Here is a 16,450-nt window from a genome sequence, read left to right on the forward strand (position 1 = left end):
AGCACCCACTAAGTAATAATAGCCCAGAAATAAATAACACTTTCTTATTCATATAAAACACCTAAAAAAAATAGCCGACAATTGTCGGCTATGAAAAAAGACAGTTTAAAAAAAGACTTACCACCAAGCTTCCAATTGCACACCAGTTACGAACTCTGAGTCACCTTTGTCACCAAACGTATCTCCTTCTTCATCCGTAATATACGTACCGTAGAAGCGAATCTCAGGACGCGACCAGAAGCTGTCACCCATTGCCCATGCTTGAGCTAAAGTAAACTTGTGGCCTCCTTGGTCTGTTCCTTGATTTTCTCCATCAAAGAAGCCGACCTCACCGATAGTGCGCATCGTGTCGTTCCACTTATAAACAGGACGCACAACAGCGGTGAACATATCAGAGTCGCCCTCACCATCTGTTAAGTCCGAGCCATTATGATAAGAGAGCTGATGTCCGAGTTCCATCGATGACCCAACATTCATCACACCCCAGTTGATAATACGGTAGCCTTTCGCATCGTTTTTATCATCGGAGCCGCGGCTGTACCATGCACCAGAACCAAAGCCAGCAATCTGATCACCGTATCCTGCAGAACCATATTGCAAGATTGTTTGGTTGAAACCATTGTCCATATTTTGATGCACAATACCGGTAAGCATAATACCATCATCAGCTGCTTCGGTTCGGCCATCCTTCTCTGTTGCAAAGTTATAGGCCGCAGCGAGCTCTAGACTCGCGTCTTCCCACAAGCCGATATTAGCTAAACGTGCATCAAAAATGTAGCCTGTAGAAGCAGGCTTGTTATCGCCCTCATCGTCCCCACCATCTTGAAGAAATGCTAGAGAAAGTTTTTGATCGCCCAGTGAAATATTTTCAATACCACCACCGGTACCTGAGGTGTTCAAGAAATAGAAGTCAGTAATATGGATATCTTTACGCTGATAATAGCGCTTACCCGCCCAAATAACGGCTTCAGGGTCGGATGCAATCACACCTTTGGCTTGGACATTAAATTGCGCGACGTTTATTTCGCTACTTTCCCAACCACTTTGGCCTTTATCGCTGGAGGCAATCATAGATTCCAGTTTCCATGATTGCTCACCCGTTTGAAGTTCTTCTGAAAAACCGAACTCGTAATAGTTGTCGTCTTCATTACCCAAACGACCAACTTTATTCTTTTCAAAAGCACTATCACCCGCACCATCACCACCGATCGCAGCACCCGCACGAGCATAACCATTAAAATCAACAGCGAACGCTGAGGTGGCAGTGACAGTAGCTGCGACAGCCGCCGCAATTAAACTTACTTTTCTCATACCTTACTCCATTAGGATGGTTGTTAAACTGCATCATGAGATCACCGGCAGTAGGAAAGTGAGCACATCATGCATGGGCGTTGCCCTTTTTTGTGTTAGAAACATCCTATGCTTCCCATTTTTTTTGCGCGTCATCCGTAACGGAAAATATGGGGGGAGGAGCCTTAAGGAGGAGTAAGAGGAAAGAATGTAATTTAGTCGATCTATATCACTAAAACACGGCGTAAAACGTTATTTACTTTCTCAATAGACCCCTACAAAACGCCATATAGATCACCATTAACAGTTTCTCCTCTATTAACAAGAAAGTTAATTACAGCAGAATAGATATTAAGAACTGTGAGCCTAGATTGAATTTATTCTGTGAGGGAGGTGTAATAGCGTTTCTTCTTAATTAGATGGTGTTGTTTATGTCTCTCTGCCATCCGGCGCCTTATACCTTAGGCGCTCAATTATGCGATCAAGGCTGCCGCTTTAGCTTATATGCACCGGATCGTGACGCTGTCACCCTACTGCTTTGGCAACGTGGTCACCAACCTACCCGTATTCATATGCAAGAATACAAGCTGGGCTATTGGACCGCGTATGTTCCGCACGTGAAAGCAGGCGATACTTATAGCTATGAAGTCCTTATTAATGGACAAGCATGGTGCATTGCCGACCCCTATGCGCAAGCCGTTGTCGGCCCAGTGCAATATCAGCCACCGTATACGCCCAATCAAAGCTACAGTTTGGCGCGATGCCAAGTCGTCGATCATCAATTTGATTGGCAGGAAGTTTCACGCCCTGCACACACAATGAGCGAAACCGTCATTTTCGAAACACACGTTAAGGGGCTCACGCAGCTGCATCCCAATGTTGAAGCGCACGAGCGTGGACGTTATCTCGGCTTAATAGCGCCCGACATGCTGCGCTTCTATCAGGACAATCAGATTAATTGCATTCAACTTTTGCCGATTGCTGCTTGTTTACCTGAACCACATTTATTGAGCCAGCAAAAGACCAATTATTGGGGCTACAATCCCTACTTATGGATGGCACCCGATCCTCGTTACGCGCACCATGATGCAGTGACTGAGCTTAAAACCGCCATTCGAGAGCTGCACCGACACGATATTGAAGTCATCCTGGATGTGGTATTCAATCATACGGCAGAAGGGGGAGATGGCGGGCCTATCTTGCATTTCAAAGCGTTAGATCACGCCATGTATTTGCATGATAAACATCAACTCGTCAATTACACTGGCTGCGGCAATACCCTAGATATGCGCCATCCTGCCGCGATTTCCGCGGTGTTAGACAGCTTGCGTCTGTGGGTCACTCACTACCAAATTGACGGCTTTCGCTTTGATCTGGCCGCGACACTGGGCCGAGAAGGTGAACAGTTCAACCCACACGCTGCGTTTTTTACCGCATTGGCACAGGATCCTGTGCTCTCTCAAGTTAAACTTATCGCAGAGCCTTGGGATATAGGTCCAAATGGCTATCAATTGGGGCAATTCCCTTCCAATTGGTCGGAGTGTAACGACAAAATTCGGGATACTACCCGTAGTCTATGGCGCGGTGAAAAACATAGTCTGCAAGATTTTGCGACGCGATTAATGGGCTCGCGCGATCGATTCAGTGCCGCACATTGGCCCGATCACTTATCAGTCAATTACCTGACCTATCACGATGGATTCACTCTGCAAGATGTCGTCAGTTACGCCCAGCGTCATAATCACGCCAACGGTGAAAATAATCGTGATGGACATGGTGACAATCGTTCGGCTAACTATGGTATCGAGGGCCCAACGCAGGATCCGTCTATTATTGCGGTGCGCGAGCGACAAAAGCGCAACCTTATCGCCAGTGTCCTCTTTGCCTTTGGCGTCCCTCACCTCCTGACGGCGGACTTACTGGATCACTCCCAACAGGGTAACAACAACGCGTATTGCCAGGACAATCCGATCAGTTGGTTGAACTGGGGTAACCTCGAATCGTCAATGCCTTGGGCTAATTGGCTATCCACCATGATCAAACGTCGCCAAGCGGTTATGCCCGCGTTTATCGATGCATTTAGCGGCCGAAAGCGCCATCAAAACCGTATTCGTTGGCGACACCCCGACGGTAACGCAATTCAACCGAATGATTGGCCAAACTTGCACGCCGTTGTCTGCCATATCGAAATCGGTCAACATCATCGCCATGCGGGCGATCAGTTACTCTATTGCTTCAACGTCAGCGATCAGCCGCTATCTTTTTGCCTCCCCGACGACAAGCCATGGCAAACAGTGTGTACCACCGAAGAGGCCGATACCGCCACGCGAACTGTCACATCATCATTCACACTGGCGGGCAAAAGCCTCAGCATACTCACCAATCACGCTTAACCGCGTGACCCACATAAAAACTATTCGCGTAAACAGTATTCGCATAAAAAAGGCAACCTCATCAAGGTTGCCTTTGTTCTGGGTCATTGACTGACTTTGCCGCGTTAGCCTTTCACGCCACCGGCGGTCAAGCCACCGACTAACCAACGTTGTGCAAGTAAGAATACCGCGGTGATTGGGAAAGCCGATAAGACAGCTGCCGCGGCGAAATCGCCCCATAAATAGTTTTGTGGATACAAATACTGTTGCATGCCGACAGCGAGCGTATATGAATCCACATCAGACAACAGCAAAGAAGCAACTGGCACTTCACCTACCGCGAAGATAAACGACAAGATGAAGACCACGGCAAGAATCGGCACTGACAATGGCAGCAATACCATACGGAACGCTTGCCATGGCGTCGCACCATCCAATGCAGCCGCTTCCTCCAAAGAACCATCAATGCTTTCAAAATAACCTTTGATGGTCCACACATGCAGGGCAATACCGCCGAGATACGCAAAGATCAAACCGCCGTGGGTATTGAGCCCTAAAAACGGAATGTAGTTACCCAACTTGTCGAAGAGTGCGTAAATCGCCACCAATGCCAGTACTGCAGGAAACATTTGAAAAATCATCATCGCTTTCAAAATGGTTTCCTTGCCTTTAAAACGCATCCGAGCGAAGGCATAGGCTGACGTCGTTGATAACGCAACAATCAAAAGTGACGTCACGCCAGCGACTTTCACCGAATTCCACAGCCATAGTAGAACCGGAAATGGCGGTGGTGTCACCGAGCCATCAGGGTTGGTGACAGGGAAGCCGAGTGCCAGCTTCCAATGCTCAAGAGAAGGGTTGTCGGGAATCAAGCTCCCGGTCGCAAAGTTACCTTCTCGGAACGAAATTGCGATGATCATCAACAAGGGGAAGATAATCAGCGAGAGGAAGCAGCACAGACCTATATGCGTCGCCCACACTCGATACTTTAATGATTTTCCTTGAACCATAGCCATGAGAGACTCCTTAGCTTTCTGTCACTTTGGTAAGACGCAGGTTAATCAAGGCGAGCGCACCCACCAGCAAGAAGATCAATGTTGCGACTGCACTGGCGAGACCGAAGTCTTGGCCACCGCCACCTTCGAATGCAATCCGATAGGTATAGCTGACCAGCAAGTCGGTATAACCCGCCGGCTCGGTAGTACCAATCATGTTCGGACCACCTTCTGTCAACAGCATAATCATTACGAAGTTATTGAAGTTGAAGGCAAAACTGGCGATGAGCAACGGCATTAGAGGCTTGATCATCAGCGGCAACGTAATCCGCGTAAAGTTTTGAATGAAGTTAGCGCCATCGATAGCGGAAGCTTCATAAAGATCATCCGGTATGGCTTTTAATAAACCCATACACAAGATCATCATGTAAGGGAAACCTAGCCAGGTATTCACCAACACTACCATCACACGTGCGAGGAACGGGTCATCAAACCAATTGGGACTGATGCCAAATAAGGCTTCAAGCACCATATTTATCTCACCAAAACTTTGGTTGAATAACCCTCGGAAAATAAGAATAGAAATAAATGCAGGCACCGCATAAGGTAGAATTAATAACACGCGGTAAATTGCACGGCCTTTTAGTTCTTCCCACTGAACGACATTGGCGAGAATAAGCCCAATAATTAACGTAAACACCACCGTTAATAGCGAGAAAACAATCGTCCAAATGAAGATTCCAATAAACGGTTCTTTTATCCCGTCATCGGTCCAAACACGCTCGAAGTTGTCCGTACCAATTTGCACCACGTAACCCGGTGCCACCGTATCACCGATAAACTGACCGGCCTCATCAATCGGTTGATAAAAACCAATTTCATCATTTGGCTTCAACGTATCGCCAGTTTTATTGTTAATCAGTGTGCGGCTATCATCTTGTAAAGTATACAGCGGTTGTTCTGCAGCAAACTTACGCAGCCCACTCATCCGAATGGTATCGCCATTCGGGAACTGAACATCCACCTGACTCAAGGTATCGCGGTTTTTGATCACATCGCGTAGCGTCGCTTTTTCACCCGACAGACTTTCTACCGGCGAAAGCGCTAACGTTTCGTTCGACATCGACGCCATATCAAACGGCGCGGTCGCAAAACGCTCACCCGCTTTATCAATCACTAAACGGGTACCTGATGGAGTTTGATACAAAGCAAACGGATAGCTCTGCCCACTTTGAAAAGTACGCTCAAGTAATACCGATTGCGCGCGCTCGAAAGACAGCTGATTTTTAGCACTATAGTTGGTAAGGGAGAGGCCCACGGTATACACCAAGGGGAAAATGATAAAGAGGATCATCCCAGCAATACCCGGATAGATATATCGCTGAGCATACATCTTCTTATTACCAAAAATGTATAACGCTAGCGCGGTTAGCACCACAGTTAGCATTGCAAACGCAGTTTCACCACGCGAATACATAAGTATGGTGGCGTAACCATTGATGATCGCCACAGTCGCCAACAACGCCCATTTAATGAACGCTTTTGAGCTACTTGGCAAGAAAGAGCCTGACGTTGTCATAGCTGGAGAACCTTGAACTGACTGCATAAGGAACGCTACTCACATTGTTCGGGAACTGTGCGGGGAGGCTGCCCTCCCCGCAGATAGAGCTTATTTCAGCATTTGTTTTTCTGCGTCGTTAAGCGCATCGTCGATGGATTGACGATCGCCAACCACATTAACAACGGCGTTTTTCGCAGCGCCCCAAAATGCGGTCATTTGCGGAATGTTCGGCATCACCTCACCATGCTTCGCATTCTCCATCGTCGCTGCAATACGGCTGTCTTTCGCCAATTCAGCTTGATAAGAATTCAGCGCAACCGCCCCTAAGGGTTTATCGGCATTGATAGTAGATAGGCCGTCATTGGTCAGCACATAGTTTTCGAGGAACTCAACCGCGAGATCTTTATTCGGTGATGCGGTGCTAATGCCGGCGCTGAGCACACCAACGAACGGCTTAGACGCTTCGCCTTGGAAGGTCGGTAATGTTGTCACACCATAGTTAATACCGGATTTCTCGATATTACCCCACGACCATGGGCCATTGATGGTCATTGCCGTATCACCTTGGTTGAACGACGATTCAGAAACGGAATAATCCATATCAGACGAAATCACGCCATCTTTTACCATGTGCTTAATAAAGCCCAGTGCGTCGTGAACACCTTGCTTATTAATGCCGACATCTTTGACATCATAACCTGTGGCCGTTTGTTTAAAGGCATACCCACCATCAGCCGCCATCAATGGCCAAGTGAAGTAAGGTTCTTTCAGATTCCACATGATAGCGGTTTTACCTTGCTCACTGAGCTTACTGTTCAGCTTCGCCACTTCTTCCCAGGTTTTAGGCGGTGTAGGAACCAAATCTTTGTTGTAAATCAGTGATAGAGATTCCACGGCAATGGGGTAACCCACGTACTTGCCTTTGTATTTCACCGCGTCCCATGCAAAATCAACCATCCCGTCTTTCAAACGCGCAGAGGGTTTAATTTCAGCCAATAGGCCCGACTCGGCATAGCCACCGAAACGGTCATGCGCCCAAAACACGATGTCTGGACCATCACCGGTTGACGCTGTTTGTGGGAATTTATCTTGCAAGCCATCAGGGTGAGCCACAGTTACCGGAATACCCGTGTCTTGTTCAAAACGTTTTCCAACTTCAGCAAGTCCGTTATAGCCTTTGTCACCGTTAATCCAAATGGTGAGCTGGCCTTCTTCGATACTCGCCTGAGCCCCAAATGAGCCGAGAGCAATAAGGGTACCGAGGGCAACAGCACTGAGTGATTTCTTCATCTTTCTATCCTTCTTCTACTGAGGTGTAGCACGATTCCTTGGCGGATGAGCTGTATTTCACGGTCTATCATGGTTAATTCACCGCGATTCCTCATCATCCCGTCCTCTACGCCCTACGCCACTGCGAGCGAATTCGTGATCCATATCGCTCGCCGCCAATGATGCGGCTCACAAAAATAAACCTAACGTGATCAAGTTCAACTAATTGTCTGAGAATTTTGTGACGTACGCCCTCAAATTAATTTGGGGAGGAGTTCATCCTCCTCCCCGTCTACTCCCCCTGTAATAATTCTGCTTAGGAGGATGTATGACTGCCGTGATTCGCCCAAACTGAATACCATCAAAAAAGCATTGGTGAGCAATCACACGATATGCTTAAGCTTTAACCCGTTATCTGTTCAACAAATAGGTTAACGGTTATTTAGGTCTTAAGTGACGTGCGATGAAATAACGCAAACACCTATAATGCGTATTAAGCCGAATTAATGAAAAGCGATTGAGGGCGAGCGACATGGCAAGTGTCACGTTTAAAAACGTTTGTAAAGCGTATGACGACGATGTAATGATTTCTAAGAACGTTGACCTAGAGATTAAAGACGGTGAGTTTGTCGTCTTTGTCGGACCTTCCGGTTGCGGTAAATCCACATTATTGCGCTGCGTTGCAGGCTTAGAGGATATTACCTCAGGTGATTTATATATCGATGACCAACGGATTAATGATGTTGAGCCATCCAAGCGCGGGGTGGGGATGGTCTTCCAATCTTACGCGTTATATCCCCATCTTAACCTGTATGACAATATGTCATTCGGTCTGAAATTAGCCAAAGCCAACAAAGCAGAAATAGACCAACGCGTCCATCACGCGGCAGAGATCCTTCAGCTTGGTCACTTGCTGGATAGACAACCGAAATCACTGTCGGGTGGACAACGTCAGCGCGTGGCTATCGGCCGTACTCTGGTTTCACAACCGAAAGTGTTCTTGTTGGATGAACCGCTTTCTAACCTTGATGCCGCATTGCGGGTACAAATGCGCGCGCAAATCACCAAGCTCCAGCGTCAGCTGGGCTGTACCATGATTTATGTCACCCACGATCAAATCGAAGCCATGACCATGGCCGATAAAATCGTGGTCTTGGATGAAGGACGAGTCGCACAAGTTGGCCGACCACTCGAGCTCTACCATTATCCTAAAAACCGCTTTGTCGCTGGCTTTATCGGCTCACCTAAAATGAATTTTATGAGCGTGTTTATTGATGATGTCGAAGCCGAACGCGTTAAAGTGCAAATGAGCAATGGCACCTCATTCTGGATCCCCGTCGATGGCACCACAGTGACACGAGGCGATCGCATGTCACTCGGCATTCGTCCAGAGCATTTGCTGGCGGCGAAGGATGGTGATGCTGTGATTCAAGGCGAAGCCACTATCGTCGAGAAGCTCGGTAACGAGACACAAATTTATATTAGCCTCGACAGTGCCGATGCCGATGTCATTTACCGTCAGCTGGATACGGTTGAAATCGAAGCCGGAGACAAATACGCGATTGGTATTCCTGCCCACCGTTGCCATTTGTTCCACAGCGATGGCCGTGCCTGTAAACGCCTGCACCGTGAAAACGGGGTAATTTTTGATGACGAGGCGGAGCAAGTCGCCTAATCATACCCTCCTCACCAAGGGCCGCTCTCTTAGCGGCCTTTTTGATCCCGCTGACTGCCAAAGACCCTCTCCTTGCGACAGGAAAACAATCGCGATTGACAAGCGCGCTCAGCAGGCTCAAAAAAAGCGCCTCTCAGGGCGCTTTAGCTTTAGATCAATTAATTAACGATACTGACGATCTATCACCCCTCCCACCGATAGAACACGGTCGCTAATGGCGGTAACGTCAGTGATAACGATTGTGCTTGTCCGTGAGCTGCAGTGTTTTGCGTATCGATCTCCGCGGGCAATGGATACCCGCTCCCCCAGAATGCCGCATCATCGGTATTCAGCAGTAGAGAATAATGTCCGGCATGGGGCATCCCCAAGATAAACGAGTCACGCGGTACCGGTGTAAAGTTACTGACCACCAGCACACGCTCCCCATCATCGCTGATCCGCTCATGGGCAATCACGCTCAACGCATGGGCATCTTGTAAGCGCCACTCAAATCCAGCCGGATCGCAATCGAGACGATAAAGCGCAGGCGTTGAGGTATACAAGTGATTGAGGGCCTTCACCAGCGACTGAACACCCTGATGACGTGGATATTCCAACCAGTGCCACTCCAGTTGACCATCATGATCCCACTCAGCGGTTTGACCAATTTCCGAGCCCATAAAGTTGAGCTTTTTCCCGGGCTGACCGTACATGTACCCCAAATATGCGCGTAAATTTGCCGTTTGCTGCCACTCATCTCCCGGCATTTTGTTGAGTAAAGCGCCTTTGCCGTACACCACTTCGTCATGCGAAAGCGAGAGTACATAGTTTTCACTGAAGGCGTATACCAACGGAAAGGTCAGCGTGTCGTGATGATATTGGCGATGGATGGTTTCTTCGCGAATATAGCTCAAGCTGTCATGCATCCAGCCCATGTTCCACTTAAAACCAAACCCCAGTCCGCCTAAGTAGGTAGGCGCAGACACACCGGGAAAAGCGGTAGACTCTTCGGCAATCGTCATCGCATTAGGGAAACGTTGATAAATGGCTTCATTCACCCATTTCAAGGTCGCAATCGCATCATAGTTTTCGCGCCCCCCATCGGGGTTCGGTAGCCATTGATCGTGAGAACGCGAGTAATCGAGATAAAGCATCGATGCCACCGCATCGACGCGCAACCCATCAATATGGAAATAATCTAGCCAATACAACGCGTTGCTGACCAGGAAACGACGGACATGTTCTTTACCCATGTCATAGATATGGCATTGCCAATCGTTATGCCACCCACGGCGCGGATCGGGGTCATGATAAAGCGGCGTGCCGTCGAAATAGGCTAAGCCATGATCGTCACTCGGAAAATGCCCAGGCACCCAGTCCAAGATCACGCCAATCCCTGCTTGGTGGCACTGATCAACAAAATACTTAAAGTCATCCGGCGAGCCATAACGACTCGTCGGTGCAAACAAGCCAACCGGCTGATAGCCCCACGAGCCATAAAATGGATGCTCACTGACCGGCATCAACTCGACATGGGTATACCCCATTTCGACCAAATAAGGCACCAATCGCGCTGCCAACTCACGATAGCCCAGCGGGTTTCCCGTCTCGTCATGCTGCCAAGAGCCGATGTGTAACTCATAGAAAGATAAGGCTTGTTGATGCTTAGCAGTGACAGGCCGCGTCTGCCAAGCTTCATCTTGCCATTGGTAAGCGTGATGGTCGTAGGTTAACGACGCAAACGAAGGGTATTGCTCTGCATAAGCACCGAACGGATCCGCCTTGTGAGGCAGTGAATGCCCATCGGGCCCGGTAAGCGCGTACTTGTAGCGACAATCCGCACCCAAGCTAGGCACAAAGCCGACCCAGTAGCCGTCATCGAGTCGCGTCAGTGGATCAACCTCTGACTGCCAATGGTTCCAATCACCAATGACACTGACAGAGCGCGCGTTTGGGGCATAAACCAGAAAACGGACGCCTTTGATGGGCGTACCGTTAACCGGAAGTGTCATTAGCTTGGCCCCCATCTGATGATAGGCCTGATGAGGGTCGGATAGATGCGCAGCATTAAGCGCATAGTCGTCCGCAGCGATGGCGCCATGCGGCTTAGGATTGATGGTGTCTGGCACGGTTGTCTCCTTATCAAAAAACGCCCTACCCCTGAGGTGTTGGCTGTCACCGAGGATAGAGCGTTAAAACGTGGCATCGTGGTTATAGATCGTGAATCATGCGACCGACTGACGGCTGGCGTGCTGTCGAACGCGGGTTAAATCACGCGCCAGTTGGTTCACTTCCTCTTTGCTAAATAAGGCATCAAGGTTCACCGAAAGCTTACGACGCCAGTTAGGATATTCATCGACCGTCCCCGGAATATTGACTGGCTTGTCCATTTCTAACCAATCTTCCAGTTGCACACTCAACAACGCAGACTGTCCTGCCGCTACATGCAGCTGCAACGCTCGGCTCAGATAACCGTCCATTGGCACATAACGCGCGTCATCACCGACCCCTTCGGGCAACATGCCATGCCAACGCACACTGTCGAGAATGCCTTGTTTGGCTTTTAAACGGCCATCAAACAAGGCTTGCAACTGTGACTCGTCCGGATACAGCCCCAACTCTTGTCCCATTTTCAAATCGTCGCAATGCCAAAAACCTCGGATGGTTGGCATATCATGGGTACACAAGGTAGCCATTGCTTGCTCCGCATAATGGGCAGGGGAAATAAAGCCACCATCGTCTTTCGAGGTTTCAAAGAAAAAGACCTTGTAAGAATGCACCCCCGCATCACGCAGTAAATCGACAATTTCATCGGGAACCGTCCCAAGATCTTCACCAATTACACTGCACTGATGACGGTGCGACTCGAGTGCCAAAATCGCAAGCATGTCTTTAACGGGATAATAAAGGTACGCGCCTTCAGTGGCATTTTTCCCTTTCGGAATCCACCACAAACGAAGCAAACCCAACACATGATCGATGCGCAGTGCGCCGCAGTGTTGCATGTTTGCGCGTAGCAGCTCGATAAATGCTTCATAGCCGGTTTCTTTCAACGCATGTGGGTCAAACGGCGGCAGTCCCCAGTTTTGACCTAATGGCCCCAGCACATCCGGTGGCGCACCGATACTCGCATCCAGCACCAATGGCGAATGATCGGACCACGTTTCGCTGCCCGCATCAGACACCCCAACCGCCAAATCGCGATACAAACCCATCGCCATGCCTTTTTCTTCAGCCAGACGCTGTGCTTCTTCAATCTGCCCTTGTGCAATCCATTGTAAATACATATACAAGTGGACACTGTCTTGGTGTTGCTCAACAAAAGCCTGGGTCGCCGCACTTTCGTAGCGTCGATATTTTTCCGGGAAGACTGGCCAGCCCCAAATGCTGTCATCATCCGCGCGCAAATACTGATGCAATGCATCAAAGGTCGCTTGTTGCTTCAAGCTATCGCCGCCTTGCTCAACAAAGTCGAGAAAGGCACGGCCGCGGGCTGTGTCTTGGGTCAGGTGTCGCTGTTTAAACTCCTCGAAAAGCAAGGGTAAAACGGCCATCTTCAGTGCCGCTACTCCGCTGTAATCGACCCAATGCGTTTCGCGCACGGCCTGCAAACGACGCTGAAAGTCAGCACTGCCCACCAACTGCTGAGCCTTGGCACTTAATGCAAACTCCGACACGGCACTGACATCGATATAGAGTAAGTTCAACCAACGACGTGACGACGGGCTATAGGGGCTGGCTGCTTCTGGATTGGCAGGAAACAGCGCATGAATGGGGTTAAGTCCCACAAAATCTGCGCCACGCGATGCCAGATCACTGACCAACTGCTTGAGATCGCCAAAATCACCAATCCCCCAGTTATGCGGGGTACGCAGCGTATAAAGTTGAATACTCGGCCCCCACATTTTTTTGTGTTGGTCGAGTTCAGGCTGCATGTAGCAACGCGCGGGTGCCACAATTAACGTCATTTCATAGGGGGTTTTGCGGCGTTTTCTCATTACCGATAAACGGTGGTATCCCCAAGGCAAGGTGCAGGGCAAATTAAAGACTAGAGGCCCACCTTCACGACGTTCATCACGCACAATTTGGGATTGTAGATAGCCTTCAAAGCACTCACCTTGCTCGGTATCGATGCGCCAGCTAAAGTCACTCTCTCTGGCACTAGTGCCTAAGTGCAACGCAACCTCAAGGGGTTCATCGTCGCGAATGACTTGAACTGGCGACAAGACGCCTTCTTTGTGTTTTTTCTCTGCTGAGGCCAGTAGCGTTTCATCGTTACGGGTGTCATAGCCAAGTGACGTCAACAAATCGTATAAGGTGCTGTCAGGCACAGAGGCTTCAGTGCCCCAGGCACTGATGTAGCGGTCGGCTAAATTTGCCATTTGTGCGACTGTTTTAAGTGCAGGTTGTTTCATCGCATTCTCCGAGGGGTCCGCCCCCTTCTTTTATCGGCCATTGCAGTTATTGTTATTGTGGGTGGCACCCTATGCCGTGCCACCCATTTAGCATGTCAGCTTGGTATCAAAGGCTTAGCGTTTTACCGCTTTCAGTTGCCAAATGTTAGCCACATAGTCTCTAATTGAGCGGTCAGAGCTAAATTTGCCCACCAGCGCGGTGTTCAAAATTGCTTTATGTGCCCACAGCGTTGAGTCACGATAATCGCTATCAATTTGATTATGGGCACGCACATAGTCGGCAAAATCCGCCAAACACAAGTACGGGTCGCCACTGGCCATCACACTATCGAATACCGGACGGAGTAATCCTGGGTGTCCCGGCGTGAAGGTGTCATCCAACAGACTATCAAGCGACGCTTTTAGCAGCGGCTGCTGATGGTATTCGTGATCAGGGTGATAGCCTTTCTCACGCAATGCATTCACGCCTTCCACGTCGAGGCCGAAGATATAGATATTGTCATCACCCACTTCTTCGCGAATTTCCACGTTTGCGCCATCCATGGTGCCGATAGTCAATGCACCGTTAAGCGCCATCTTCATGTTGCCCGTGCCCGACGCTTCTTTGCCGGCCATCGAAATTTGTTCGGACACATCGGCGGCAGGAATAATGATTTCAGCCATGCTGACTCGGTAGTCAGGGATAAAGACCACTTTAAGCTTGTCACCAACCCGTGGATCGTTATTGATCGTCTCCGCCACCTTATTAATCGCAAAAATGATCGATTTGGCGAGCGCATAGCCCGGCGCGGCTTTAGCAGCAAAGAACACCACACGAGGCGTCATGTCGAAATTCGGCTCGTGGATCAGGCGGTGATACAGCGAAATCACATGCAACAAGTTCAGATGTTGACGCTTGTACTCATGAAGACGTTTGATTTGGACATCAAAGATAGCGTCAGTGCTTAGCGTGATATCTAGATGGGTTTTTACCCAATCGGCAAGACGCTGCTTATTGCGCTTTTTCACTGCCATAAAGGCTTTTTGGAACGCTTTGTCATCAGCATACTGGGCAATTTGCTCCAGTTGCTCGAGATGAGCTGGCCATTGATCACCAATTTTTTCACTGATCAGCGCGGAAAGATCCGGGTTACAGAACTTCAACCAACGACGTGGCGTGATCCCGTTGGTCACGTTTTGGATACGGCCCGGATAAAGCGCATCAAATTCAGGGAAGAGATCGCGTTTTACCAACTCAGAGTGCAACGCCGCCACGCCATTAACTGCGTACGAGCCAATCACACAGAGGTTGGCCATGCGCACCATGCGCTCGCCCTGATCGTCAATCACAGACAGCACTTGCTGTTTGCGGACATCGCCCGGCCATTTCGCAGCAACGTCTTGCAAGAAGCGGTGGTTGATTTCAAAAATGATTTCCATATGACGCGGCAGCAAGTGCGCCATTAACGACTCGCTCCATGTCTCCAGCGCTTCTGGAAGTAAGGTATGGTTGGTGTAAGCAAACGTCTGGCTGGAGATAGACCAAGCATCATCCCAGCTCAAGTGGTGCTCATCCAACAACACACGCATCAGCTCAGGAATGGCGATAGTCGGGTGAGTATCATTCAACTGAATGGTTTCATAATCTGGAAGGGCAGCCAGTGGGTGGCCAGCATCTAAATGGCGACGAAGAATATCCCCAACAGAGGCCGCACTGTGGAAGTATTGCTGCATCAAACGCAACGTTTTACCCGCATCATGATTATCGTTCGGGTAAAGCACTTTGGTCAGGTTGCCTGCATCAATTGCGGCTTGTTGCGCACGGGTATAGTCACCATCATTAAAGGCATCGAGCGCAAATGGCGTCAGTGCTCGACCTTCCCATAAGCGAAGTGGATAAACCGTATTGCTTTGATAGCCCACGATAGGCAGATCCCAAGGCATCGCTTGAATATGAAGGCTAGGAACCCATTCACGGCGCGTGTGGCCGTTTTCTTCAATCACCGCCACATGGCCATAAAAGCCAACCGTTTGGGCAAGGTCAGGACGAACCACTTCCCACGGGTAGCCTTCCGGCTCACGCCACGCATCCGGTGCTTCTTGTTGGGCGCCATCTTTAAATGATTGACGGAACAGGCCATACTCATAGTGCAAGCCATAGCCGACCGCTGGATACTGTTGGGCTGCCAGCGAGTCCATAAAACACGCGGCCAAGCGGCCCAAACCACCATTACCCAGCGAAGGATCGCGCTCTTGCTCAAGCAAATCGGTCAGGCCAAATCCAAACTCGCTGACCACAGCCGCAATTTCATCGTAAAGCCCCATGCTGATCAGGTTGTTGCCGGTTAAACGGCCAATCAAAAACTCCAAGGATAAGTAGTTCACACTCTTCGCTTGTTTGATGGCTAAATCGTTTTCTGTTGCAACCAAGTCACTGGTGGTGTGTTCGGCCAGCGCGCGGCCTAAGGCGAGATACCAATCGCGCATCTCTGCGGTTTCAGGGGTGCGACCAAGCTGCGTCAAATGCTGGGTCATACTGGCTTTAAAAGCGCTTTTATCAAATGCGTGTTGCTGTTTAGGCGTCATGTCATCGCTCTCGTAATGGAAGAAAATCTCGATGACAGTCATCCTGCCCAAGCCTGTCGATGCAAACATCCTCCCGAGACAGGAGGAGGAAAGGAGGAGTTGTCAGGGCGTAGAGAGCCACATCACAAGCTGTGAGTGAGCTTGCTCTCATCAATGGAGGAATTTCGTGATATTGAGGTGATAAAAATCACAATTTGAGGGAACACTGACCAAAATACGGCTGTGAAAAAAGAACAATCCCTTTTGTTAATTTTGTGCGCTAACGCAAATTGTGGGGTCATTCATCGTCTCTGGCGTGTAACAGCTTCCATATACTGTATCCGAACCAA

8 protein-coding genes and 1 pseudogene are annotated in these 16,450 nt (G+C 49.3%); 2 read left to right on the forward strand and 7 right to left on the reverse strand.

The window, feature by feature from the left end; genetic code table 11:
• Window positions 1-117: 117 nt before the first annotated feature.
• Entirely contained in the window at window positions 118-1,311 is a 1,194-nt protein-coding gene (gene lamB, locus BZG84_RS09735) for a maltoporin LamB (protein WP_077479966.1), read from the reverse strand.
• 410 nt (window positions 1,312-1,721) lie between these two features.
• On the opposite strand from lamB, the gene glgX reads away from it, so the two are divergent.
• Window positions 1,722-3,683 carry a glycogen debranching protein GlgX gene (glgX, locus tag BZG84_RS09740; RefSeq protein WP_158011480.1) on the forward strand — a complete coding sequence of 654 codons (1,962 nt, stop codon included), beginning with the start codon at window positions 1,722-1,724 and terminating at the stop codon, window positions 3,681-3,683.
• Window positions 3,684-3,787: 104 nt separating this feature from the next.
• Here the strand turns inward: glgX and malG are convergent, their stop codons facing one another.
• From malG to malE, 3 genes are all read right to left on the reverse strand, one after another.
• Complete coding sequence (gene malG / locus BZG84_RS09745) at window positions 3,788-4,678, reverse strand: maltose ABC transporter permease MalG (protein WP_077457378.1); 891 nt, start codon at window positions 4,676-4,678, stop codon at window positions 3,788-3,790.
• A 10-nt stretch (window positions 4,679-4,688) separates the two neighbouring features.
• Window positions 4,689-6,263, reverse strand: coding sequence for a maltose ABC transporter permease MalF (gene malF / locus BZG84_RS09750; protein ID WP_077481600.1), 1,575 nt, complete (start codon window positions 6,261-6,263; stop codon window positions 4,689-4,691).
• A 63-nt stretch (window positions 6,264-6,326) separates the two neighbouring features.
• Window positions 6,327-7,508 (reverse strand): maltose/maltodextrin ABC transporter substrate-binding protein MalE, encoded by a 1,182-nt coding sequence (gene malE / locus BZG84_RS09755; protein ID WP_077481602.1) that lies wholly within the window; start codon window positions 7,506-7,508, stop codon window positions 6,327-6,329.
• A 511-nt stretch (window positions 7,509-8,019) separates the two neighbouring features.
• Here malE and malK point away from each other — a divergent pair.
• Complete coding sequence (gene malK / locus BZG84_RS09760; RefSeq protein WP_077481604.1) at window positions 8,020-9,162, forward strand: maltose/maltodextrin ABC transporter ATP-binding protein MalK; 1,143 nt, start codon at window positions 8,020-8,022, stop codon at window positions 9,160-9,162.
• Between the two features lie 182 nt (window positions 9,163-9,344).
• On the opposite strand, the pseudogene glgB reads toward malK, so the two are convergent.
• From glgB to BZG84_RS09775, 3 genes and pseudogenes are all read right to left on the reverse strand, one after another.
• Window positions 9,345-11,198, reverse strand: a pseudogene (gene glgB, locus BZG84_RS09765) (1,4-alpha-glucan branching protein GlgB); the annotation flags it as partial.
• Between the two features lie 168 nt (window positions 11,199-11,366).
• A complete protein-coding gene (malQ, locus tag BZG84_RS09770; RefSeq protein ID WP_077678160.1) occupies window positions 11,367-13,556 on the reverse strand; it encodes a 4-alpha-glucanotransferase in 2,190 nt (729 codons plus the stop codon).
• A gap of 114 nt (window positions 13,557-13,670) precedes the next feature.
• Entirely contained in the window at window positions 13,671-16,121 is a 2,451-nt protein-coding gene (locus tag BZG84_RS09775; protein ID WP_077481036.1) for a glycogen/starch/alpha-glucan phosphorylase, read from the reverse strand.
• Between the last annotated feature and the right edge of the window lie 329 nt (window positions 16,122-16,450).

Origin of the sequence: Salinivibrio sp. PR932 (assembly GCF_001996125.1) — a bacterium.
GTDB lineage: Bacteria > Pseudomonadota > Gammaproteobacteria > Enterobacterales > Vibrionaceae > Salinivibrio > Salinivibrio proteolyticus.